The 19,646-nt window shown below is 64.7% G+C and carries 22 protein-coding genes; 3 read left to right on the top strand and 19 right to left on the bottom strand.

All coding sequences use genetic code 11. The annotated features are described in order from the left end of the window. Nucleotides 1-2: 2 nt before the first annotated feature. The 6 genes from ACTJKQ_RS18335 to cyoA are packed head-to-tail and all read right to left on the bottom strand — an operon-like array spanning nucleotide 3 to nucleotide 6,248. On the bottom strand, nucleotides 3-1,334 hold the full coding sequence (locus tag ACTJKQ_RS18335; RefSeq protein WP_260668022.1) for an ATP-binding protein: 1,332 nt from the start codon (nucleotides 1,332-1,334) through the stop codon (nucleotides 3-5). Further along, nucleotides 1,309-2,106, bottom strand: coding sequence for an SURF1 family protein (locus ACTJKQ_RS18330; protein ID WP_440597661.1), 798 nt, complete (start codon nucleotides 2,104-2,106; stop codon nucleotides 1,309-1,311). The genes ACTJKQ_RS18335 and ACTJKQ_RS18330 overlap by 26 nt, the downstream gene beginning before the upstream one ends. Before the next feature lie 20 nt (nucleotides 2,107-2,126). After that, complete coding sequence (gene cyoD, locus ACTJKQ_RS18325; protein WP_056064862.1) at nucleotides 2,127-2,549, bottom strand: cytochrome o ubiquinol oxidase subunit IV; 423 nt, start codon at nucleotides 2,547-2,549, stop codon at nucleotides 2,127-2,129. Beyond that, nucleotides 2,550-3,185 (bottom strand): cytochrome o ubiquinol oxidase subunit III, encoded by a 636-nt coding sequence (cyoC, locus tag ACTJKQ_RS18320; RefSeq protein WP_015015041.1) that lies wholly within the window; start codon nucleotides 3,183-3,185, stop codon nucleotides 2,550-2,552. It lies immediately after the preceding gene. Further along, on the bottom strand, nucleotides 3,178-5,181 hold the full coding sequence (gene cyoB / locus ACTJKQ_RS18315) for a cytochrome o ubiquinol oxidase subunit I (protein WP_440597660.1): 2,004 nt from the start codon (nucleotides 5,179-5,181) through the stop codon (nucleotides 3,178-3,180). Before cyoB ends, cyoC begins: the two co-directional genes overlap by 8 nt. An 8-nt stretch (nucleotides 5,182-5,189) precedes the next feature. Further along, nucleotides 5,190-6,248 carry a ubiquinol oxidase subunit II gene (gene cyoA / locus ACTJKQ_RS18310; RefSeq protein WP_116747559.1) on the bottom strand — a complete coding sequence of 353 codons (1,059 nt, stop codon included), beginning with the start codon at nucleotides 6,246-6,248 and terminating at the stop codon, nucleotides 5,190-5,192. A 261-nt stretch (nucleotides 6,249-6,509) separates the two neighbouring features. On the opposite strand from cyoA, the gene ACTJKQ_RS18305 reads away from it, so the two are divergent. Next, complete coding sequence (locus ACTJKQ_RS18305) at nucleotides 6,510-7,850, top strand: MFS transporter (protein ID WP_056065185.1); 1,341 nt, start codon at nucleotides 6,510-6,512, stop codon at nucleotides 7,848-7,850. Between the two features lie 271 nt (nucleotides 7,851-8,121). Here ACTJKQ_RS18305 and tolA read toward each other — a convergent pair whose 3' ends face one another. The 11 genes from tolA to ACTJKQ_RS18250 form a co-directional block, all read right to left on the bottom strand. Beyond that, on the bottom strand, nucleotides 8,122-9,093 hold the full coding sequence (gene tolA, locus ACTJKQ_RS18300) for a cell envelope integrity protein TolA (protein ID WP_056747025.1): 972 nt from the start codon (nucleotides 9,091-9,093) through the stop codon (nucleotides 8,122-8,124). Nucleotides 9,094-9,124: 31 nt separating this feature from the next. After that, nucleotides 9,125-9,547: an ExbD/TolR family protein gene (locus tag ACTJKQ_RS18295; RefSeq protein WP_056064849.1), complete on the bottom strand. Its 423-nt coding sequence runs from the start codon at nucleotides 9,545-9,547 to the stop codon at nucleotides 9,125-9,127. Nucleotides 9,548-9,562: 15 nt separating this feature from the next. Then, on the bottom strand, nucleotides 9,563-10,276 hold the full coding sequence (gene tolQ, locus ACTJKQ_RS18290) for a protein TolQ (protein ID WP_015015035.1): 714 nt from the start codon (nucleotides 10,274-10,276) through the stop codon (nucleotides 9,563-9,565). Next, nucleotides 10,273-10,692, bottom strand: a complete 420-nt coding sequence (gene ybgC, locus ACTJKQ_RS18285) for a tol-pal system-associated acyl-CoA thioesterase (protein WP_056065182.1) — start codon at nucleotides 10,690-10,692, stop codon at nucleotides 10,273-10,275. Before ybgC ends, tolQ begins: the two co-directional genes overlap by 4 nt. 20 nt (nucleotides 10,693-10,712) lie before the next feature. Continuing rightward, nucleotides 10,713-11,897, bottom strand: a complete 1,185-nt coding sequence (locus ACTJKQ_RS18280) for a pyridoxal phosphate-dependent aminotransferase (RefSeq protein ID WP_395453589.1) — start codon at nucleotides 11,895-11,897, stop codon at nucleotides 10,713-10,715. A 118-nt stretch (nucleotides 11,898-12,015) separates the two neighbouring features. Beyond that, nucleotides 12,016-12,555 carry a transcription antitermination factor NusB gene (gene nusB, locus ACTJKQ_RS18275; RefSeq protein WP_056064843.1) on the bottom strand — a complete coding sequence of 180 codons (540 nt, stop codon included), beginning with the start codon at nucleotides 12,553-12,555 and terminating at the stop codon, nucleotides 12,016-12,018. Beyond that, nucleotides 12,552-13,016: a 6,7-dimethyl-8-ribityllumazine synthase gene (gene ribH, locus ACTJKQ_RS18270; RefSeq protein ID WP_395453591.1), complete on the bottom strand. Its 465-nt coding sequence runs from the start codon at nucleotides 13,014-13,016 to the stop codon at nucleotides 12,552-12,554. The genes nusB and ribH overlap by 4 nt, the downstream gene beginning before the upstream one ends. A gap of 19 nt (nucleotides 13,017-13,035) precedes the next feature. After that, the gene (gene ribBA, locus ACTJKQ_RS18265; RefSeq protein ID WP_395453593.1) at nucleotides 13,036-14,157 is read right to left on the bottom strand and encodes a bifunctional 3,4-dihydroxy-2-butanone-4-phosphate synthase/GTP cyclohydrolase II; all 1,122 of its coding nucleotides are present in this window, start codon (nucleotides 14,155-14,157) and stop codon (nucleotides 13,036-13,038) included. A 225-nt stretch (nucleotides 14,158-14,382) separates the two neighbouring features. Beyond that, a complete protein-coding gene (locus ACTJKQ_RS18260; protein ID WP_056064834.1) occupies nucleotides 14,383-14,679 on the bottom strand; it encodes a 2Fe-2S iron-sulfur cluster-binding protein in 297 nt (98 codons plus the stop codon). Nucleotides 14,680-14,691: 12 nt separating this feature from the next. Continuing rightward, nucleotides 14,692-15,330 (bottom strand): DUF938 domain-containing protein, encoded by a 639-nt coding sequence (locus tag ACTJKQ_RS18255; RefSeq protein ID WP_440597659.1) that lies wholly within the window; start codon nucleotides 15,328-15,330, stop codon nucleotides 14,692-14,694. Between the two features lie 566 nt (nucleotides 15,331-15,896). Next, nucleotides 15,897-16,178, bottom strand: a complete 282-nt coding sequence (locus ACTJKQ_RS18250; RefSeq protein ID WP_056064826.1) for a DUF427 domain-containing protein — start codon at nucleotides 16,176-16,178, stop codon at nucleotides 15,897-15,899. 317 nt (nucleotides 16,179-16,495) lie between these two features. On the opposite strand from ACTJKQ_RS18250, the gene ACTJKQ_RS18245 reads away from it, so the two are divergent. Beyond that, nucleotides 16,496-17,404 carry an SDR family oxidoreductase gene (locus tag ACTJKQ_RS18245; protein WP_099730762.1) on the top strand — a complete coding sequence of 303 codons (909 nt, stop codon included), beginning with the start codon at nucleotides 16,496-16,498 and terminating at the stop codon, nucleotides 17,402-17,404. A 71-nt stretch (nucleotides 17,405-17,475) separates the two neighbouring features. Beyond that, nucleotides 17,476-19,002 (top strand): glutamate--cysteine ligase, encoded by a 1,527-nt coding sequence (gene gshA, locus ACTJKQ_RS18240; RefSeq protein ID WP_099730761.1) that lies wholly within the window; start codon nucleotides 17,476-17,478, stop codon nucleotides 19,000-19,002. A 94-nt stretch (nucleotides 19,003-19,096) separates the two neighbouring features. On the opposite strand, the gene ACTJKQ_RS18235 is transcribed toward gshA, so the two are convergent. Together ACTJKQ_RS18235 and ACTJKQ_RS18230 are read right to left on the bottom strand one after the other, a co-directional pair. After that, nucleotides 19,097-19,267, bottom strand: coding sequence for an oxidoreductase-like domain-containing protein (locus tag ACTJKQ_RS18235; protein WP_056747202.1), 171 nt, complete (start codon nucleotides 19,265-19,267; stop codon nucleotides 19,097-19,099). 56 nt (nucleotides 19,268-19,323) lie between these two features. Next, the gene (locus tag ACTJKQ_RS18230) at nucleotides 19,324-19,575 is read right to left on the bottom strand and encodes a hypothetical protein (RefSeq protein ID WP_440597658.1); all 252 of its coding nucleotides are present in this window, start codon (nucleotides 19,573-19,575) and stop codon (nucleotides 19,324-19,326) included. Between the last annotated feature and the right edge of the window lie 71 nt (nucleotides 19,576-19,646).

Genomic DNA, 19,646 nt, shown 5'->3' with positions numbered 1-19,646 from the left:
ATTCATACCTTCGGGGGGAGCGCAATCGAGGCCAGGGGCAATTCGATGGTCACCTGTGCGCCCCCTTCGGGACGGTTGCGCGCCTCCACGCTGCCACCCAGGGTTCGGGCCACGTTCAGCACCAGATACAGCCCCAACCCTCCGCCAGGGCGGTTTTTGGAGGACTGGTAGGGCGTACCCAGTTTGGACAGCATGTCGGGCGCAAAGCCGGGGCCGGCATCGGTCACAGTCATGCACAGGGCGTCGGCATTGCGCGTGACCGCCAGCCGCACCCAGCCTGGCGAGGCGTCGCGTGCATTGTCCAGCACATTGAAAACCATTTGCTTGAGGGTGGTGTCCGACACCATGGACGTGTCGGTGCCGAAGTCGTTGTCGTAGTCAAACTGGGGGATCGTGCGGGTGCTGCGCCACTCCTGTGCCAGCGCATCGACAAACTTGCGCACAGTGGTCTGCACCGACGCCTCGCCGCGCGTTTCACCCGCCGAGAGCAGGATGCCGCTCACGATGCTCTTGCACCGTTGCACCTGGGTCTGCATCTCGGCAATGTCTTCCTTGAGCGCGGCGTTGCTGGCCAGTCGCTTGTCGTGTTGCCAGTCGCCCAGGATCACCGCAAGGGTGGACAGCGGGGTGCCCAGTTCGTGCGCAGCGCCGGACGCCAACAGGCCCATGCGCACGATGTGTTCTTCTTCCACACGGCGCCGGCGTGCGGCCGCCAGGCGGGCATCGCGCTCGCGCAGGTTGCGGTTGATGCGGGTGATGAACACCATCACCAGCGTGGCGTTGAGCACAAAACACACCAGCAGCCCAAGCACATACAGGCTCGACAGGCCCTGGTGCAGATCCTGGGGCAGGGCCAGTGGCAGGTGGTGATCTGCCAGCGCCGCAAAGCACAGGACGGTGATGATCACGATGGACCAGATGTAGGCACCGCGCAGCAGCACGGCGCCAAGCGTGATCTGCAACAGGTACAAAAACACGAAGGGGTTGCTGGTGCCACCGCTCAGGTACAGCTGCACCGTGAGCACCGCCACGTCGATCAGCAGCGCCAGAAACAGCTCCACATTGCGCACCGCGCGGCCCGTGCGCAGGCGCAGCAGGCTCACCACGTTGAAGACCGCCAGGCAGCCGACCACGAGCAGCATCTCCTGCAGCGGCAGCTTCAAGCCCAGGCTGTAGTGCGCCATCTCGATGGTGAACACCTGGCCCACCACTGCAATCCAGCGCAGCTCGATCAGTTGCTGGAGGTTCTTGATCCCGGCGGCGGCGTCGGCGGAACGTGCATTGCGCGGCGCAGTGGCCAGCGCAGGGTCAGGGCGTTGTGGGAGGGTGTTCATCGTTGGTCAGTAGGCGGCTGGTGGCCCGTGCGCCCAGGCGGCGCTCATAGCGTGCCACATACCAGCCGGCAACGACAACCATGAGCGCAAGACCATACCAGGTCAGGGCGTACACCAGGTGGCTGTTGTGGAACCGGATGACGGTCAGGCCAGCGCGGGGCCAGCCGGAGGCGGCTGAAGAAGCCGCTGCGGTACCCGGAAGTCCGGCGTCCACAAAAAATGGAGCTGCCCGGGGCAGGCCAAGCGCGCTGCTGATGGCCGCCACGTCGCGCGAGTACCAGCGCTGTTGCGCCGGGTCGTTGGTGCGCAGAAAGCCGCCGCCCGGCTCCGGCATGCGCAACAGCCCCTGGACGGTGGCCGTACCATCGGCGGGTGGCTGGGCCTCCAGCCATTGGGCGCGTTGCTCCTGGGGCACAAAGCCCCGGTTCACCAGCACCTGGGTACCGTCATCCCGTTGCAGGGCCGTCATTACCCAGAACCCCGCGCCCAGCTCGGTGACCGCCTGCGTCAGCACCGTTTTGCCGGGCAGCCAGTGGCCCTGAAAGACCACCGGCAGGTACTCATGCTGTGCGGCACGGATGTCAGACCATTGCTCCACAGGGGGCAAGGCGGCTGGTGCGGCGTGCACCCGTCGGTCTACTCTTTCGATGAGATCCAGCTTCCAGGCACGGCGCTGGACCTGCCAGGTGCCCAGCGACACAAAGCCCAGGAACAGAGCCATGCCCAGCACCAGCAGGACTGCGCGGCGCAACCCCCGGCGCGGCAGTGCCATGGTGGTGGGGCCTGCAGGCATCAGGGCGTGGAGTGTCCAGGCGCCTCGTGCGTGGGCGGCGTGGGCGTGGGGTGCTCGGGCATCATGTTGGCATTCATGTGGAACATCACCCACAAGGTCCCCGCGATGGCGATGGCCACGAACACCACGGTGAAGATGGTGGACAGCAGCGTCCAGCCGCCTTCGATCTTGCCGTTCATGTGCAGGAAGAACACCATGTGCACCAGGATCTGGATCACGGCGAAGCCGCCCAGCACCAGCACAGCCGTGTTGCGGTCCGCAATCACCTTGGCCATCACCAGCCAGAAGGGAATGGCCGTGAGGATGACGGACAACACAAACCCCATCACATAGCCCGAAAAGGTGCTGTGGGGGCCTGCGTCGTGGTGGTGATCGTCATGCCCATGCGCATCGTGCGCGTGTGTTGCGTGTTGTGCGCTCATTTACAGCACCCCCATCAGGTACACAAAGGTGAAAACGCCGATCCAGACCACGTCCAAGAAGTGCCAGAACATGGACAGGCACATCAGGCGGCGGTTGTTCTCGGGGATCAGGCCATGCTTGCCAATCTGGACCATCAGCACCACCAGCCAGATCAGGCCGAAGGTGACGTGCAGGCCGTGGGTGCCCACCAGCGTGAAGAACGCCGACAGGAAGGCACTGCGCTGCGGGCCTGCGCCCTCGTGCAGCAGGTGGGAGAACTCATACAGCTCCAGGCCCAGGAAGCACAGGCCAAACACGCCCGTGACCGCCAGCCACAGCAGCGTGCCCTTCACGTCGCCCAGCTGCTTGCGCAGCATGGCAAAACCGAAGGTGATGGACGACAGCAGCAGGAAGGCGGTGTTGATGGCCACCAGGGTCAGGTCGAACAGCTGCGCGCCGGTGGGGCCTGCGGCATAGCTGCGGCCCAGCACGCCGTAAGTGGCGAACAGTGCTGCAAAGATGAGACAGTCGCTCATCAGGTACAGCCAGAAACCCAGGGCCGTGCCGTTTTCAGGGTGGGGCTCGTGCGCGAGGTGGTACTCGCGCGGGGCCAGGGCGCCTGCTGCGGCGCCAGCGTGGATGCGGATATCAGACATGGCGGGCCAGTTGGAGTGTGCGGGCTTCTTCGGTGGAGATCACTTCGGATGCCGGGATGTAGAAGTCACGCTTGTAGTTGAACGTGTGGATGATGGCGGCCAGAATGACGGCCGCAAACGAGACGCCCGCCAGCAGCCACATGTGCCAGATCAGTGCAAAGCCGAACACCAGCGACAGCCCCGAGATCACCACGCCGGCGCCGGTGTTGGCAGGCATGTGGATGGGCTGGAAGCCCGCCAGAGGGCGCTTGTATCCGTGCTTCTTCATGTCCCACCACGCGTCGATCTCGTGCACCACGGGGGTGAAGGCGAAGTTGTAGTTGGGTGGAGGCGAAGAGGTGGCCCATTCCAGCGTGCGGCCGTCCCAGGGGTCGCCCGTCCAGTCGCGCAGTTGTTCGCGCTTGAGGAAGCTGACCACCAGCTGGATCAGGAAGCAGCCAATGCCAGCGGCAATCATGGCCGCGCCGATGGCAGCGATGACGAACCAGATCTGCAGCGACTGGTCTTCGAAGTGGTTGGCACGGCGGGTGACACCCATCAGGCCCAGCACATACAGCGGCGTGAACGCCACCCAGAAGCCCACCAGCCACAGCCAGAAGGAGCGCACGCCCCAGGTGCGGTCCAGCTTGTAGCCAAACGCCTTGGGGTACCAGTAGTTGATGCCGGCAAACATGGCAAACACCACGCCGCCGATGATCACGTTGTGGAAGTGGGCGATCAGGAACAGGCTGTTGTGCAGCACGAAGTCGGCCGGGGGCACGGCCAGCAGCACGCCCGTCATGCCACCGATGGCGAACGTGACCATGAACGCCACGGTCCACATCATGGGCAGCTCGAAGCGGATGCGGCCCTTGTACATGGTGAACAGCCAGTTGAAGATCTTCGCCCCCGTGGGGATCGAGATGATCATCGTCGTGATACCGAAGAAGGTGTTCACGCTGGCACCCGAACCCATGGTGAAGAAGTGGTGCAGCCACACCAGGTACGACAGGATGGTGATACACACCGTGGCATACACCATGGACGTGTAGCCGAACAGGCGCTTCTTGCTGAACGTGGCGACCACTTCGGAGAACACACCGAACGCGGGCAGCACCAGGATGTACACCTCAGGGTGGCCCCAGATCCAGATCAGGTTCACGTAGAGCATGGGGTTGCCGCCCAGCTCGTTGGTGAAGAAGTTGGTGCCGACATAGCGGTCCAGCGACATCAGCACCAGCGCGGCCGTGAGCACGGGGAACGACGCCACGATCAGTGCGTTGGTGCACAGGGCGGTCCAGGTGAACACGGGCATCTTCATCAGGCTCATGCCCGGTGCGCGCATCTTGATGATGGTCACGATCAGGTTGATGCCCGAGAGCGTCGTGCCCACCCCCGCGATCTGCAGCGCCCAGATGTAGTAGTCCAGGCCGGTGCTGGGGCTCTGCGCCCCCAGGTTGGAAAGTGCCAGCCAGCCGGAGGTGGAGAACTCGCCCAGGAACAGCGACACCATCACCAGCACGGCGCCGGCCGTGGTCATCCAGAAGCTGAAGTTGTTCAGGAACGGGAACGACACGTCGCGCGCGCCGATCTGCAGCGGCACCAGGTAGTTCATCAGGCCGGTGACCAGTGGCATCGCCACGAAGAAGATCATGATCACGCCGTGGGCGGTGAAGATCTGGTCGTAGTGGTGCGGAGGCAGGTAACCCATGTTGTCGCCAAAGGCCATGGCCTGCTGCAGGCGCATCATCACGGCGTCGGCAAAGCCGCGCAGCAGCATCACCAGGCCCAGGATCATGTACATGATGCCGATGCGTTTGTGGTCAATGCTGCAGATCCAGTCGCGCCACAGGGGGCCCCACAGGCGGAACTTGGTGATGCCGGCCAGAACGACCAAGCCGCCCAACACCACGGCAATGAAGGTGGCCAGCACGATGGGCTCATGCGCCATCGGTACGACGTCCCAGCTCAGGCGGCCCAGCGCCCAGTGGGATGGAGAAAGGGTTTCGGAGGACATAGGAGTGCTCATTGACGGATGCTGGCGCCAGTCGTTGGTGCCGGTGCGTTGCGGGTTTCGAGTGCGGCCACCACCTGGGCGGCGTTTTGCACGGTGCAGACGTCCTGGGGCAGGTTCAGCCCTGCAGCGCGCATGTAAGCGTCGCCACCCAGGGCATCGATGGCCATCATGTGGTGCATGCACATCTTTCCGTCTTCGACGCAGCGGTTGAGCACCTTGTCGTACAGGCCTTCTTCCACCGAGGCAAAGCGCTGCACCGGATCACGTTCGCTGGGCTTGACGAGGTTCAGGTAGGTGCCCTTGTCGAGCGGCTTGCCTTCGGTCTTGGCCTTTTGCACCCACTGGGCAAAGTCCTCGTTGCTCAGGCCATGGAACTTGAACGTCATGCCCGAGAAACCCGCGCCGCTGTAGTGCGACGACATGCCCTTGAACACGCCAGGCTTGTTGATCACCGCGTTCAGCTCGGTCTGCATGCCGGGCATGGCGTAGATCATGCCGGCCAGGTCGGGCACGTAGAACGCGTTCATGGTGGACGTGGCCGTCAGCTTGAACAGGATCGGGCGGTCCACCGGGGCAGCCACTTCATTGACGGTGGCGATGCCTTGCTCGGGGTAGAAGAACAGCCACTTCCAGTCCATGGCCACTACCTGCACTTCAAGCGGCTTCACATCGGCGGGGACGGCGCGCTGCGCGTCGATGCGGTCGAGAGGCCGGTAGGGGTCGAGCTTGTGGGTGCCGATCCAGGTGATGGCGCCCAGCGCAATGATGATCAGCAGCGGCACGGTCCAGATCACCAGCTCCAGCGTGGTGGAGTGGTGCCATTCCGGGTCGTACTCGGCCTCGGTGTTGCCCTGGCGGTATTTCCAGGCAAACAGCAGGGTGAGCGCGATCACGGGCACGATGATGATCAGCATCAGCAGCGTGGCGGTGATGACCATCTGGCCCTGCTGGGCAGCGACGTCACCGGCAGGGTTGAGCACGACAGCCTTGCTGCAGCCTGCCAGGCTACCTAGCGCTGTCAGGGCGAGCAGCCAGGTGGGCCCACGAAGTTGGGGAAGTTTGAGCATGTGTAGAGCGCGATCAATGCGTTTCAGGGTAAACGCGGATAACGGGATGTGTGCGAATGTACTAGCGCTAGCTTTTTTGTCGATTGGACATTTTGTCCAAGGTCAAAAGCGCAGACTGTTTTTGCACCAATTTGGTGCAATCGAGGGCTTTGAAGGACATTTCCTGCAACCGGCATAGTGAAACCGCACTTGTCGCCCACGGAAGTTGCGTGTAGAACGGAACGGTCTGAGTTAGCTACACAACGTCAAGGAGCCATGTTCATGAGCAGCCCCGCCACTGCCACTTACCCTGCGGCCGGTTTTCACGAAAGCGCCGCCTCTCTCTCGCGGGCTGATACGCATGAAGACGTCACCCCCAGCGAAATCGCTGTGGGCGTGATCATCGGACGCTCGTCCGAGTATTTCGACTTCTTCGTTTTCGGGATCGCCTGCGTTCTTGTCTTCCCGTCCTTCCTGTTTCCCTTCCTGTCGCGCCTGGACGGCACGCTGATGGCCTTTGCGCTGCTGGCCGTTGCCTTCGTGGTCCGCCCGGTGGGTACCGCCATCTCCATGGCCATCCAGCGGCGCTGGGGGCGGGGCACCAAGCTGACCATTGCGCTGTTCGTGCTGGGCGTCTGCACGGTGGGCATGGCCTTTTTGCCGGGCTACAAGGATGTGGGCACTACAGCCATCGTGGCGTTGCTGATCCTGCGTGTGGGCCAGGGCTTGGCGCTGGGTGGTTCGTGGGACGGCTTGCCGTCGCTGCTGGCCATGTCGGCCCCCAAGGAGCGCCGGGGCTGGTACGCCATGATCGGCCAGCTGGGCGCGCCTCTGGGCTTTGTGCTGGCTGCGGGCCTGTTTGCCTACCTGTACAGCAGCCTCACGGTGCAAGAGTTTCTGGCCTGGGGCTGGCGTTATCCGTTTTTTGTGGCTTTTGCCGTGAACGTAGTGGCCCTGTTTGCCCGCCTGCGCCTGGTGGTGGGGCAGTCGTACTCCGAACTGCTCAAGGACCGCGAGTTGCAGCCCGTGCCTGTGAGCCGCGTCATGCGTGATGAAGGCAGCAACGTGTTGCTGGGCGCCTTTGCGGCGCTGGCCAGCTTTGCACTGTTCCACCTGGTCACGGTTTTCCCGCTGTCATGGATCACGCTGTACTCCGACCAGCCTGTCACCCAGATCCTGGGCGTGCAGATCGTCGGCGCGTTCCTCGCGGCGGGCGCCATCATGGTGTCGGGCTGGCTGTCGGACCACCTGGGCCGCCGCAAGCTGCTGGGCGGCATGGCCGTGCTGATCGGCGTGTTCAGCTTCATGGCGCCTGTCCTGCTCAACACTGGCGAAGTGGGCAGCACCATGTTCCTGCTGCTGGGCTTTGTGCTGCTGGGCCTGTCGTACGGTCAGGCATCGGGCACCGTGACGGCCAATTTCTCGCCCCAGTACCGCTACACCGGTGCGGCCCTGTCGGCCGACCTGGCCTGGATCATCGGCGCAGCGTTTGCTCCGCTGGTGGCCCTGTATCTGTCGTCGCAGTTCGGTTTGCTGGCGGTGACGGTGTACCTGCTGTCGGGCGTTGCCTGCACGCTGGGTGCGCTGAACCTGAACCGCCGCATGGAGCGCCGTGACCGCTGATGAGTGAGATTGATTTGCTATTGAATGTATAGCTGCTAGCGCATATTCCACTAGCGCTACAGGCGTAAAAAGCCAAAAAAAGCGCCCGGTTCTGCCGGGCGCTTTGCTTTGGGGCCTCACGGGTCACGGCTCAGTCCAGCGTGCCAGCGCCAACTGCTACGGGGTTTCAGTCGCAGGCGGTGAGCGCGTCGCGCGTGGGCCTTGGCAGCGCATCGGCAGGGCCGGGGATCCGCTGCGGTGGGACAAGCCCGTTCAAGGCTCGGAGTTCCGCTCAGTCCTGGGGCCGGAAGCCAATGGTCAGTGACGGAGGCACGCGCCCATCCACATCGCGCGGCAATGTTTCGGTCTTGTCCAGGGCCCGCAGCACCGCGTCGTCCCAGGCCTTGTTGCCGCTGGACTGCACCAGCCGCTTGCCCACAATGGTGCCGTCGGGTGACAGCCGCACTTCCACCTCGGCGCGCGGGTTGCCCGAGATGGCGTCTGGATACACGATGTTGGGCTTGACCTTGGCCGCGACCTTGCCTCCGTAGCTGCCCGAGGGGCTGCGACTCTCCTTGTCTTTGCCCGTGGCGTTCTCGCCCCCTGTGGCCCCGGCCATGCCCTGGATGCGGCGCAGGTTGGCCTCACGCTGTTCAGCCAGTTGCTTAGCCTCGGTTTCTGCCTTGCGCTTGGCGGCCTCGTCGGCCTTGCGTTTGTCTTCGGCCAGCTTCTTCTGCTTGTCCTGCTCGGCCTTTTTCTGTTCGGCCAGCTGCTTTTCGCGCTGTTCCTTTTCTTTGTCGCGTTCTTTTTGCAGGCGCTCTTTTTTCTCCTGCTCCAGGCGGTCGCGGCGTTCTTCTTCCTTGCGCTCACGTTCGCGCTTTTCGCGCAGCTGCTGTTGTTCGCGGGCTTTCTTTTCCTGCTCCAGGCGCTTTTTCTCGCGCTCGATGGCAATGTCCGCCTCACGCGTGTCGGGCGGCTCGGCCGCACGCACTGGGGGGGCAGGGGGCGGGGGAGGGGTGACCTGCTGCACAGGCGGTGGTGGCGGTGGCGGTGGGGGCTCCACGGCGCGCGGCGCAGCCTGGGTGGGCACGGCGGCCCACAACTCAGCTTCTACGGCAGGCTGGTCGGCCGTGTTTTTCCAGTTCACACCCCAGGTCAACGCGCCGATCAGCACCGCATGCACCAGCACCGCCAGCGTGATGGCGCGCAGGCGCGCCGGTGGACGGGGCGGGGCAAACTGGTCGCGGTCGGTGTGGGCGTGCATGGGCGTCTGAGCGGTGCCGGGCGGGTTCGGTTCAACCGCCTTGCTTGACCGACAGGCCTACGCGTTGCACGCCTGCCTTTTGCAGGGCGTCCATCGCCTTCACCACGGTTTCGTACTGCACGCCCTTGTCGGCGCTGATGACCACGGCGCTCTCGGGCCCCTGGCCCTTTTGCCAGCGGCTGGCGGCATCGCCAATCTCCCGCTGGTTCAGGCTGCGCGTGGCTTCGGGGGTCTTGAACTGCAGCGTGCCATCCTTGTTGACGATGACCTGGGCCACTACCTTGGGCATGTTCTTGCTCTTGCCCACGCTGGGCACATCGACCACGCCGGGTGTGAGCATGGGCGCCGTCACCATGAAGATGATGAGCAGCACCAGCATGACGTCAATGAACGGGACCATGTTGATCTCGTTGATGGTGCGGCGGCCTCGGCCGCGGGATGCCATGGCGGGCATGGAGTGCCTCCCGGATCAGTGGCCCGAGGCCGTGTGGCCTGTGGACGCGGGCTGCGCGCCCAGGTTGCGCTGCAGGATGTTGGAGAACTCTTCGATGAAGGTCTCCTGGTGCGTGGCCACGCGGTCGATGTCGCGCGCAAAGCGGTTGTAGGCGATCACGGCCGGGATGGCCGAGAACAGGCCGATGGCGGTGGCGACCAGCGCCTCGGCGATGCCTGGGGCCACGGTAGCGAGCGTGACCTGTTCCATGCCTGCAAAGCCGGTGAAGGCGTGCATGATGCCCCACACGGTGCCGAACAGGCCCACATATGGCGATACGGAGCCGACCGATGCCAGGAAGGAAAGGCTCGACTCGACCACATCCATCTCACGCTGGAAGCTGGCACGCATGGCGCGGCGCGCGCCGTCCAGCAAGGTGCCGGGGTCGGTGATGCGGCGCTCGCGCAGTTTCTGGTACTCACGCATGCCGCTGGCAAAAATGCGTTCCATGGGGCCTGCCTGCTTGGCGTTTTGGGCGGCAGCGGCGTACAGGTCGTTCAGGCTGGTGCCCGACCAGAACTCGCGCTCGAAATCCTCGTTCAGTGTCTTCACGCGCTTCAAGGCAAACAGCTTGCGGAAGATGGCGGCCCAGCTGGCCACCGACACGCCCAGCAGCAGCAGCATCACGAGTTGCACCACCCAGCTGGCGTGCAGCACCAGGGAGATGATGGACATGTTTTGGGAATTCATGGTGTGAGTTGTTCCAGGAGGGTGCTTGGAATTCTGGCGGGGCGCAGGGTGGCGGCATCCACCCATCCGATGCGGATGGTGCCTTCGGTCAGCAAGGTCGGGGGCTGGTCGGTCATCTGCTCTGGTTTCAGGAGCGCCTGCTGCACTATTGTCAACGATGCGCGGCCACTGCTTTGCAGGGCGGCGGTAACAATCAGTTCATCGTCCAGCCGTGCGGGGCGGTGGTAGCGCAGCTGCGCGTCGGTTACGACAAACATGCCGCCGGTTTGTTCCCGCAACTGCTGTTGCCCCACACCCAACGACCGCAGCCACTCGGTGCGTGCGCGCTCAAAAAACTTGAGGTAGTTGGCGTAGAACACGATGCCACCGGCATCGGTGTCTTCCCAGTAAATCCGGATCGGAAATTCAAACGCCATCGTGGGGTCGCTCGCCTTGGTCATCCGAGCAGCTTGCGCAGCCGCTCCACGGACTCCTGCAATTGCGCCATGGAGTTGGCGGTCGAGAAGCGGATAAACCGCTCGGGCTCGGCCGTTCCAAAGTCGCGCCCCGGTGTCACGGCGATGTGCGCGCGGCGCATCAGCTCAAACGCAAAGTCCCAGCTACCGGTCACGCCCAGGTGCCGCGCGGCCTGCGTGCAGTCGGCCCAAGCATAGAAGGCGCCATCTGGCATCACGGGCACATTCAGACCCAGCGACTGCAGCGCGGGGATGAAGAAGTCGCGCCGCGCCTTGAACTCGGCACGGCGGCGTTCGTATTCGGCAATGCTCTCGGCCTCGAAGCAGGCCAGCGCTGCATGCTGCGACACGGTGCTGGCGCAGATGAACAGGTTCTGCGCCAGGCGTTCCACCACGGGCACCATCGCGTCGGGCACCACCATCCAGCCCAGGCGCCAGCCGGTCATGTTGAAGTATTTGCTGAAGCTGTTGATGCTGATGATGTTGTCGTCGATGGTGAGTGCGGTGTGGCCAAACTCTTCCTCGTACGACAGGCCCAGGTAGATCTCGTCGATCATCGTGATGCCGTCGTGCGACCGCACCACGTCATGGATGCGGCGCAGCTCGTCGGGCGCTATCGAGGTGCCGGTGGGGTTGGACGGCGAGGCCAGCAGCACGCCGCGCGTTTTTTCATTCCATGCCGCACGCACCTTGTCGGCGCTCAGCTGGTAGCGCTCTGCCGCCGTGGTGGGCAGCAGCACGGCCTTGCCTTCTGCGGCGCTCACAAAGTGGCGGTTGCAGGGGTAGCTCGGGTCGGGCATCAAAATTTCGTCGCCCGACTCGATGAGCGCCAGGCACGCCAGCTGCAGCGCGGCCGATGCACCGGCGGTGACCACGATGCGGCGCGCAGGCACGTTGACGCCAAAGCGGCTCTGGTACCAGCCGCTGATGCGCTCGCGCAGCGCATCCAGCCCCAGCGCGTTGGTGTACTGGGTGGCGCCGTTGTGCACGGCGCGGGCGGCGGCTTCCTGCACCAGGGGCGGGGCGGTGAAGTCGGGCTCGCCGATGTTCAAGAAGATCATCGGTTCGCGCGTGCCCGCCACCTCGCGGGCCAGGGCCTGCGCGGCCTTGGCGACCTCCATCACATAGAACGGTTCAATGCGCTCGGCGCGCGTGGAAAACTTCATGGAATGGCATCCTGCCCCGACCGGGCCCCTTGTGGACGTGGTGGCGTGAGGGCGTAGAGAGAAAAGAAACCAAGCCGCCCCGCTTCAACGGGCAGGGCGGCAGCGGGGCGGTGGCAGGTCAGGCAGCGCCCGCGCCTGCGGCCTTGTCGGCTGCCACTTCCACGGCGCGCAGTTGGGGGGCCAGGCCGTTGAGCACGGCGTTCACGTACTTGTGGCCGTCCGTGCCGCCAAATTCCTTGGCGAGTTCGATGCATTCGTTGAGCACCACGCGCCAGGGCACATCCAGGCAGTTCTGGAACTCGTACACGCCGATCCACATGGTGGCGTGTTCGATGGGCGAGATCTCGGCCATCTTGCGGTCCAGCAACGGGGTGATCAATGCGTCCATGCTGGCGGCATGCTCGATGCAGCCATGCAGCAGCGCGTCATAGTGCGCCGAGTCGGCCTTGTGGAAGCCCGCCAGGTCGCGCGTGAACGCATCGATGGCAGTAGCGTCGTTGCCGCCCACCAGGTGCTGGTACAGCGCCTGCAGCGCAAATTCGCGCGCACGGCTGCGGTTGGACTTGGAGGCGGCCTTGCGGGTGCCCGTGCTTTTAAGGCCGGTGCGGGTTTGCTTGGGTGGACGTGCCGACGATGGCGTAGGGGTGTTTTCGCTCATGACAGTTCGTCCAGCAGGTTGGCCATTTCCACCGCCACGCGGGCCGCGTCCACGCCCTTTTCGGTCTGGCGGGCGATGGCCTGTTCCATGTTCTCGGTGGTGATGATGGCGTTGGCAATCGGGATCTGGTAGTCCAGCGACAGGCGCGTGACGCCCGCGCCGGATTCGTTGGCTACCAGCTCGAAGTGGTAGGTCTCGCCGCGGACGATGCAGCCCAGCGCGATCAGCGCGTCGTACTCGTCGCTCTCGGCCATGGCCTGCAGGGCCACGGGCACTTCGAGCGCGCCGGGCACCAGCACATGCTTGATGTGCTTTTCCTGCACGCCCAGGGCCAGCAGCTCTGCGCGGCAGGCAGCGGCCAGGGTGTTGGTGATGCTCTCGTTGAAACGGGCCTGCACGATGCCGATGTGCAGCTTCTTGCCGTCCAGTTTGTCTGCGGTGCCTTTGTCTGCGCCAAACATAGTGATCCTGTTCCTGTCTTTATTCTTTGGGGATGAAGCCGGTGATTTCGAGGCCGTAGCCTGTCATGCTGGGCATGCGGCGCGGCTGGCCCATCAGGGCCATCTTGTGCACGCCGCATTCGCGCAGGATCTGCGCGCCCACGCCGTAGGTACGCAGATCCATGCGGCCGCGCTCGGGCGCCTGGGCGGAGCGGGCGGTGCCTTCAAACTGCGCCAGCAGCTGGGAGGCGCTTTCGCCGCAATTGAGCAGCACGGCCACGCCCTTGCCTTGTTTGGCCAGGTATTGCAGGCTGGTGTCCAGGCCCCAGGAATGCATGGAGCGGTTGACTTCGAGCGCATCGAACACCGACAGCGGCTCGTGCACACGCACGGGCACCACGTCGTCGGCGCTCCACTGGCCCTTGACCAGTGCCAGGTGCACGGCCTGGCTGGGCTTGTCACGAAATGCGTGGGCGGTGAACTTGCCATACGCCGTCTGCAGTGCGCGCGTGCCGACCTTTTCGACCAGCGACTCGTTGCGGCTGCGGTATTCGATGAGGTCCGCGATGGTGCCGATCTTGAGGCCGTGCTCGGCGGCAAACAGCTGCAGATCGGGCAGGCGGGCCATGGTGCCGTCGTCCTTCATGATCTCGCAGATCACCGATGCGGGGCTGCAGCCCGCCATGGCGGCCAGGTCGCAACCGGCTTCGGTATGGCCGGCGCGCATCAGCACGCCGCCGTCCACCGCCTGCAGCGGGAAGATGTGGCCGGGCTGCACCAGGTCGCTGGGCTGGCTGTTGCGGTCCACCGCCACCTGCACGGTGCGGGCGCGGTCGGCGGCCGAGATGCCGGTGGTCACGCCCTCGGCGGCTTCGATGGAGACGGTGAACGCCGTGCTGTACACCGTGCCGTTGCGCGCTGCCATGGGCGGCAGCTTGAGGAACTCGCAGCGCTCGCGGCTCAATGTCAGGCAGATCAGGCCCCGGCCGAAGCGGGCCATGAAGTTGATGGCCTCGGGCGTCACATGGTCGGCGGCCAGGACGAGGTCGCCTTCGTTTTCGCGGTCTTCTTCATCCACCAGGATGACGATGCGCCCGGCGCGCATCTCGGCCACGATGTCCTCGACGGGCGAGATCGGCACGGGGGTGAGGGGGGTGTTCATGGAAGGTCGGGGCTTTCTGTGGAGCCTCTGGCGGTTGCCAGCTGGCGGTGTGCTGCAGCACAGGTCCCCGTGGCCGAAGGCAACTGTGGTGCCTCCAAGAAACCGCCCCAAAGAACATGCGATGCGGCGCTGCCGCACGTCAAAGGGGCATCGTGCCCCCAAAGCTCTGGATTTTAGTGCACCAGGGCCTGCTTGGTGTTTGAAAGGCGCGGTGCCTGACGCAGATCAGATGGCGCTGCCCTGCAGCACCACGTCCGACGTGGGGTAGGCCACGCAGGGCAACACGCAACCTTCTTCCTTTTCTTCGGCCGTGAGGCCTGGCCATTCGATGGCGTAGCGCACCGTGCCTTCGACCAGCTGGCCCAGGCAGGTGCGGCAGGTGCCGTTGCGGCAGGAGCTGGGCCAGTCGATGCCGCCTTGCTCCATGGACAGCAGCAGCGGCTGCTCGGGCCACGCGTCGCACTGGGTGCCATCGGGCTCGACCTTGGCGATGAAGAAGGGAGCGGCGGTGGGTGTCGTCATGGGCGTGTCTCTTCAGGGTTGGTGGGCGGCGTGGGTCCACACCAGCAGCAGGTTGTTGGCGGGCATCGCGTGCCGCGCGGCCAGGTGCAGGCCGGCCTGGGCGGCCACCGCCATCACGTCTTCGATGCGGCGGATGCCCCAGGCGGCGTCTTGCGCGCGCAGGCTGGCGTCAAAGGCCAGGTTGCCGGGGGCGGTGGGCACGCCGTCTTCCAGGTAGGGGCCGTAGGTGACCAGGTGGCTGTCTGGCGCCAGGTGCCGGGCGGCGCCCTGCATCAGCCCGGTGCAGCAGGCCCAGGGGGCGATGTGCAGCATGTTGGCGCAATAGACCAAGTCGAACGACGCGGCGCCGAATGCCGGGCCGTCGCTGGGCCACCGGTCGTGCAGCACGTCCAGCCGCCGGGGCGCCTGCACGTTGCGGGCACCGGCCTGCGCGGCCCAGCCGGTGATGGAGGCGAAATGGGTGTCCTGCAGGTCGGTGGGCTGCCAGGTCCAGCCGGGCAGGGCGGCGGCAAAGTGCGCGGCGTGCTGCCCGGTGCCACTGGCAATCTCCAGCGCGGCGCCGGTGTTGGGCAGCAACGCCAGCAGCTGTGCCAGGATGGGCCCCTGGTTGCGCTCTGCGGCGGGACTGTGCTGAAGGTACGTGGTGGACACTGGTAGATGGAGTGTTTTTGGCCGCTAGCGCTAGTGGATCATGTGCTGGCAGCTATGAAATAAAGAGCGGCCAACCAGAGGCCGACGTGCACTGTACCGCAGACGATTTACCCACCCGTGCTGCCTGTTTTTTCAGCGGCACAAGAAGTTTCCTTGTAAATCAATGACTTAAGACTGTCATACAAGGCTTGTTCACAGTTATCCACAAGATTGTCCAGTGCGGGCAGGGATAACCGGGGGTTTGTATGCCTGTGAAGGGGTATCGGCCGCACGTGGCAAAGGACGTTCTGCAATAGCCTGTTTTTTGAGCAATGCAAGGATATTCCTTGCAAATCAACCACTTAAGCGTGCCATACAAGGCTTATCCAAGGTTATCCACACCATTGTCCAGTGTGCGCCGGGATAACTCACGCCATGATTTACCGGGTTGCCTAAAAATAAGGCAATGCAGTGCATTTCCTTGCAAATCAAGCACTTGGCGTTGTCATACAGGACTTGCCAAAACTTATCCACACGATTGTCCAGTGCGCGCAGGGATAACCTGCGCAGGGTGCTGGCAGGCCGTTTCAGGCCGTGACCTTCACACCCTTCCAGAACGCGACGCGGCCCTTGATCTCGGCGGCCTCGGGCTTGGGGTCGGCATAGAACCACGCAGCGTCGGTGTTCATCTCGCCGTTGACCAGCAGCGACAGGTAGCTGGCCTGGCCCTTCCAGGCGCAGGTGGTCTTGTGGTTGCTGAACGTGAAGTAGTCGCGGTGCAGCGCGCTTTCGGGAAAGTAGTGATTGCCTTCCACCACCACGGTGTCGTCGCTCTCGGCGACTACCACGCCGTTCCAGATTGCTTTCATGGGAGATCCTTGGGTAAAAATGGCCGATAGCGCCGGTGTTACATGCGCCAACAGCTATCAAAAAATGAGTTCAGGAGGACTGCGCCGGCCGCTACCCCGGGGCTGGCGCAGGCACCCATTATTCCCAATGTGCCGCGTGGGCGTGTGCGGTGCTCGGCCTGCTTGGCCGGAGGAGGCGGAGCAGCCAGTCGCCTGTGCAACCTGCACGGGCCGCGCTGTGGCTTACAGTGCAGCGCGCGGCGCCAGCCCATTCGGGCAGGTGCCAGAGGTTTTTATTCCACTGACCGATTGACCAAGACAACAGGAGAACCTTCACCATGGGTATTGATTTCCAAGGCCGCGTGGCCATCGTGACGGGCGCGGGCGGCGGCCTGGGCCGCCAGCATGCTCTGGCGCTGGCCAAGCGCGGCGCCAAGGTGCTGGTCAACGACCTGGGCGGCGCGGTGGACGGCAGCGGCGGCACCGTGGGTGCGGCGCAGGCCGTGGTCGATGAGATCCGCGCTGCGGGCGGCGAGGCGCTGGCCAATGGCGCGTCGGTCACCGACTTTGCGGCGGTCGAGGCCATGGTGCAGCAGGCCATCGACGCCTGGGGCCGGGTGGACATCCTGGTCAACAACGCCGGTATCCTGCGCGACAAATCGTTCGCCAAGATGAGCATGGATGACTTCCGCCTGGTGGTGGATGTGCACCTGATGGGCGCCGCCAACTGCTGCAAGGCCGCGTGGCCGCACATGGTGGCCCAGCAATATGGCCGCATCGTGATGACCACTTCGTCCACCGGCCTGTATGGCAACTTTGGCCAAGCCAACTATGGCGCAGCCAAGCTGGCCCAGGTGGGGCTGATGCAGACCCTGGCTATCGAGGGTGCCAAGTACAACATCCACGTGAACGCCCTGGCTCCCACGGCCGCCACGCGCATGACCGAGGGCCTGATGCCCCAGGAAGTGCTGGACGCCTTGAAGCCCGAGGCCGTGGTGCCCGCCATGCTGGTGCTGGCGCACGAAAGCGCGCCCACGCGCACCATCCTGTGTGCCGGTGCGGGCACGTTTGAAGCTGCCCACATCACCCTCACGCAGGGTATCCATCTGGGCATTGGCGCCGATGTGCCCGAGCAACTGGCCGCCCGCCTGGCCGAGGTGACGGAGCGGGCGGGCGAGCAAGTACCACAAAGTGGCGCAGCGCAGGGAACCAACGAGGTTGGACGCGCTTTGGCCGCAAGGGCTTGACACCCCTCTGGGCGGGCCAGCGCTCAACGTGCTAAGTTCCGGGCCGACAGAAGTTGGATCGGTATAAACATATGAGCAAACTGCACGAGAGACTGGCCGCCTACCCGGCGGACGCCCTGGGGGGGATTCGCCGTGGCATCGAAAAGGAAGGGCTGCGCGTGCTGCCCACCGGCGGCCTGGCCCTCACCCCCCACCCGCTGGCGCTGGGCTCGGCCCTCACACATCCCCTGATCACCACGGACTACAGCGAGTCGCAGCTGGAGTTGATCACTGGCGCCCACAAGGGCGTGCAGCAGTGCCTGGATGAGCTGACCGAGGTGCACCAGTTCGTGCACCACACCCTGAAAGACAGCGGCGGCGAGCTGCTGTGGGCCTCCAGCATGCCCTGCGGCCTGCCCACGGACGAGACCATTCCCATCGGCCGCTACGGCAGCTCCAACGTGGGCCGCGCCAAGAGCGTATACCGCATGGGCCTGGGCCACCGCTATGGCCGGCGCATGCAGACCATTTCGGGCATTCACTACAACTGGTCGCTGCCGGGCGTGGACAGCGAGCAGTATTTCGCGCTGATTCGCAACTTCCGGCGCCACGCGTTTGTGCTGCTGTACCTGTTTGGCGCCTCACCCGCCTTGTGCCCCTGTTTTGTGGAGGGGCGCGAGCACCGCCTGGAGCGCATGGAGGGCGGCAGCGCGCTGTACCTGCCCCACGCCACATCGCTGCGCATGGGCCGCCTCGGCTACCAGAGCGACGCGCAGGCCACGCTGGCAGTGAGCTACAACGGCCTCACGGGCTACGCCAACTCGCTGCACGAGGCATTGACCAAGCCATACCCCGCCTACGAAACCGTGGGTGTGCGCAACCCCGGCGGTGACTACAACCAGCTCGGCACCAGCCTGCTGCAGATCGAAAACGAGTTCTACGGCACCATCCGCCCCAAGCGCACGGTGCGCACGGGCGAGCGTCCGCTGCATGCCCTGCGCGAGCGCGGGGTCGAATACGTCGAAGTGCGTCTGATGGACCTGGACCCGTTCGTGCCCGTGGGCATCACCGCACCCACCATGCGCCTGCTCGACGTGTTTTTGCTGCACTGCCTGCTGTCCGACAGCCCGCCGGACACGCCCGCAGAAATTGCCGAACTCAAGCAGAACCAGCACCTCACCGCAGAGCGGGGCCGCGAGCCCGGCCTGCGCCTGTCGCGCAATGGCCAGAGCGTGCCGCTGACCGAATGGGGCACTGAAGTGCTGGCCGCTTGCGAGCCCTTGGCCGCCGCGCTGGATGCCACCCACGGCACCAACGACTACAGCGTTGCACTGCGCGATGCCCGCGCACTGATGGCCGCGCCCGAGCGCACACCATCGGCCCGCGTGCTGGACAGCATGGCGCGCGAGCACCAGCACCACTTTGAAGCCTTTGCACGGCAGCAGTCCATCGCCGCCCGCGACGCACTGCTGGCCCTGCCCTGGACGGCCGAGCAGCAGGCACGCTACCTGGCGATGGCCGATGAGTCGATTGCCGCGCAAAAGGCCATCGAAGCCGCAGACACGCTCCCGTTTGAAGAATGGCGCGAGCAGTACATGGCGGTGGAGCAGCTGGGCTGAGGGCGCAACCGTGCCGAGTGGCATGGGCGTGCTATTAATTTGGTAGCTGCTTGGGCATATCGCACTAGCGCTACCAGCACAAACGGCTTCAAAATCAGTCTTGCAGCTGCAGCAGAGCCTCTTGCCGCCAGTATTCGGCGGCGTCCAGGAATCCTTCCCAGACGCAGCCATTGCAGCCGCGCCCACAGCAGGTGGTGGGCTCGGGCGGCGGGTTGCGCAGCGTGATGCCCGCAGTGGCCGCGCGTTGCTGCAGCGCCGCGAACATGGCTTGCGCCGTGGCGCCGTCCGCAGCCGGTGCCGGGGCCGTCCACTCGGGCAAGGTCACGGCTGGCGGCGCCCCGCCTTGGCGCGGCGCAGGCCGTACTGCACGCCGAATGCTATGCCCAGCACCAGCGCAAACCAGCCCACCAGCGCCGCCTGGGTCATGAGGTCGCGCACGCTGCTGGAGCGGGCGACATAGGGCGCCAGCAAGATGACCAGGCCGATAAGGGCCAGGGTCACGCCCTTGAACAGCAGCTCCTTGTCGGCCTTGGTGGCATTGGCTTTGCGCGAGGTGTCGAGAGGGGCTGGCATGGAGGTCAAATAGCGCGGTGGCGTGGTGCAAGTGGGACCGCGATTATCCTTGCCACCCTCAGAACCTGTTG

Source organism: Acidovorax sp. 22279 (assembly GCF_052045435.1).
In the GTDB taxonomy this organism is placed as follows: Bacteria; Pseudomonadota; Gammaproteobacteria; order Burkholderiales; family Burkholderiaceae_C; genus Acidovorax; species Acidovorax delafieldii.
The sequence above is the reverse complement of the archived record's forward strand: the minus strand, read 5'-3'. Positions and strand labels throughout refer to the sequence as shown.

Bases quoted from the DNA above. Each gene is read 5' to 3' on its own strand.
- ACTJKQ_RS18295 (WP_056064849.1), bottom strand. From the start codon at position 9,547: ATGCCCGCCATGGCATCCCGCGGCCGAGGCCGCCGCACCATCAACGAG.
- gshA (WP_099730761.1), top strand. From the start codon at position 17,476: ATGAGCAAACTGCACGAGAGACTGGCCGCCTACCCGGCGGACGCCCTG.
- nusB (WP_056064843.1), bottom strand. From the start codon at position 12,555: ATGAGCGAAAACACCCCTACGCCATCGTCGGCACGTCCACCCAAGCAA.
- tolQ (WP_015015035.1), bottom strand. From the start codon at position 10,276: ATGAATTCCCAAAACATGTCCATCATCTCCCTGGTGCTGCACGCCAGC.
- ribH (WP_395453591.1), bottom strand. From the start codon at position 13,016: ATGTTTGGCGCAGACAAAGGCACCGCAGACAAACTGGACGGCAAGAAG.
- cyoB (WP_440597660.1), bottom strand. From the start codon at position 5,181: ATGTCCTCCGAAACCCTTTCTCCATCCCACTGGGCGCTGGGCCGCCTG.
- ACTJKQ_RS18245 (WP_099730762.1), top strand. From the start codon at position 16,496: ATGGGTATTGATTTCCAAGGCCGCGTGGCCATCGTGACGGGCGCGGGC.
- tolA (WP_056747025.1), bottom strand. From the start codon at position 9,093: ATGCACGCCCACACCGACCGCGACCAGTTTGCCCCGCCCCGTCCACCG.
- cyoD (WP_056064862.1), bottom strand. From the start codon at position 2,549: ATGAGCGCACAACACGCAACACACGCGCACGATGCGCATGGGCATGAC.
- ACTJKQ_RS18230 (WP_440597658.1), bottom strand. From the start codon at position 19,575: ATGCCAGCCCCTCTCGACACCTCGCGCAAAGCCAATGCCACCAAGGCC.
- ACTJKQ_RS18250 (WP_056064826.1), bottom strand. From the start codon at position 16,178: ATGAAAGCAATCTGGAACGGCGTGGTAGTCGCCGAGAGCGACGACACC.
- cyoC (WP_015015041.1), bottom strand. From the start codon at position 3,185: ATGTCTGATATCCGCATCCACGCTGGCGCCGCAGCAGGCGCCCTGGCC.
- ACTJKQ_RS18280 (WP_395453589.1), bottom strand. From the start codon at position 11,897: ATGAAGTTTTCCACGCGCGCCGAGCGCATTGAACCGTTCTATGTGATG.
- ACTJKQ_RS18330 (WP_440597661.1), bottom strand. From the start codon at position 2,106: ATGGCACTGCCGCGCCGGGGGTTGCGCCGCGCAGTCCTGCTGGTGCTG.
- ACTJKQ_RS18305 (WP_056065185.1), top strand. From the start codon at position 6,510: ATGAGCAGCCCCGCCACTGCCACTTACCCTGCGGCCGGTTTTCACGAA.
- ACTJKQ_RS18335 (WP_260668022.1), bottom strand. From the start codon at position 1,334: ATGAACACCCTCCCACAACGCCCTGACCCTGCGCTGGCCACTGCGCCG.
- ACTJKQ_RS18260 (WP_056064834.1), bottom strand. From the start codon at position 14,679: ATGACGACACCCACCGCCGCTCCCTTCTTCATCGCCAAGGTCGAGCCC.
- cyoA (WP_116747559.1), bottom strand. From the start codon at position 6,248: ATGCTCAAACTTCCCCAACTTCGTGGGCCCACCTGGCTGCTCGCCCTG.
- ybgC (WP_056065182.1), bottom strand. From the start codon at position 10,692: ATGGCGTTTGAATTTCCGATCCGGATTTACTGGGAAGACACCGATGCC.
- ACTJKQ_RS18235 (WP_056747202.1), bottom strand. From the start codon at position 19,267: ATGTTCGCGGCGCTGCAGCAACGCGCGGCCACTGCGGGCATCACGCTG.
- ribBA (WP_395453593.1), bottom strand. From the start codon at position 14,157: ATGAACACCCCCCTCACCCCCGTGCCGATCTCGCCCGTCGAGGACATC.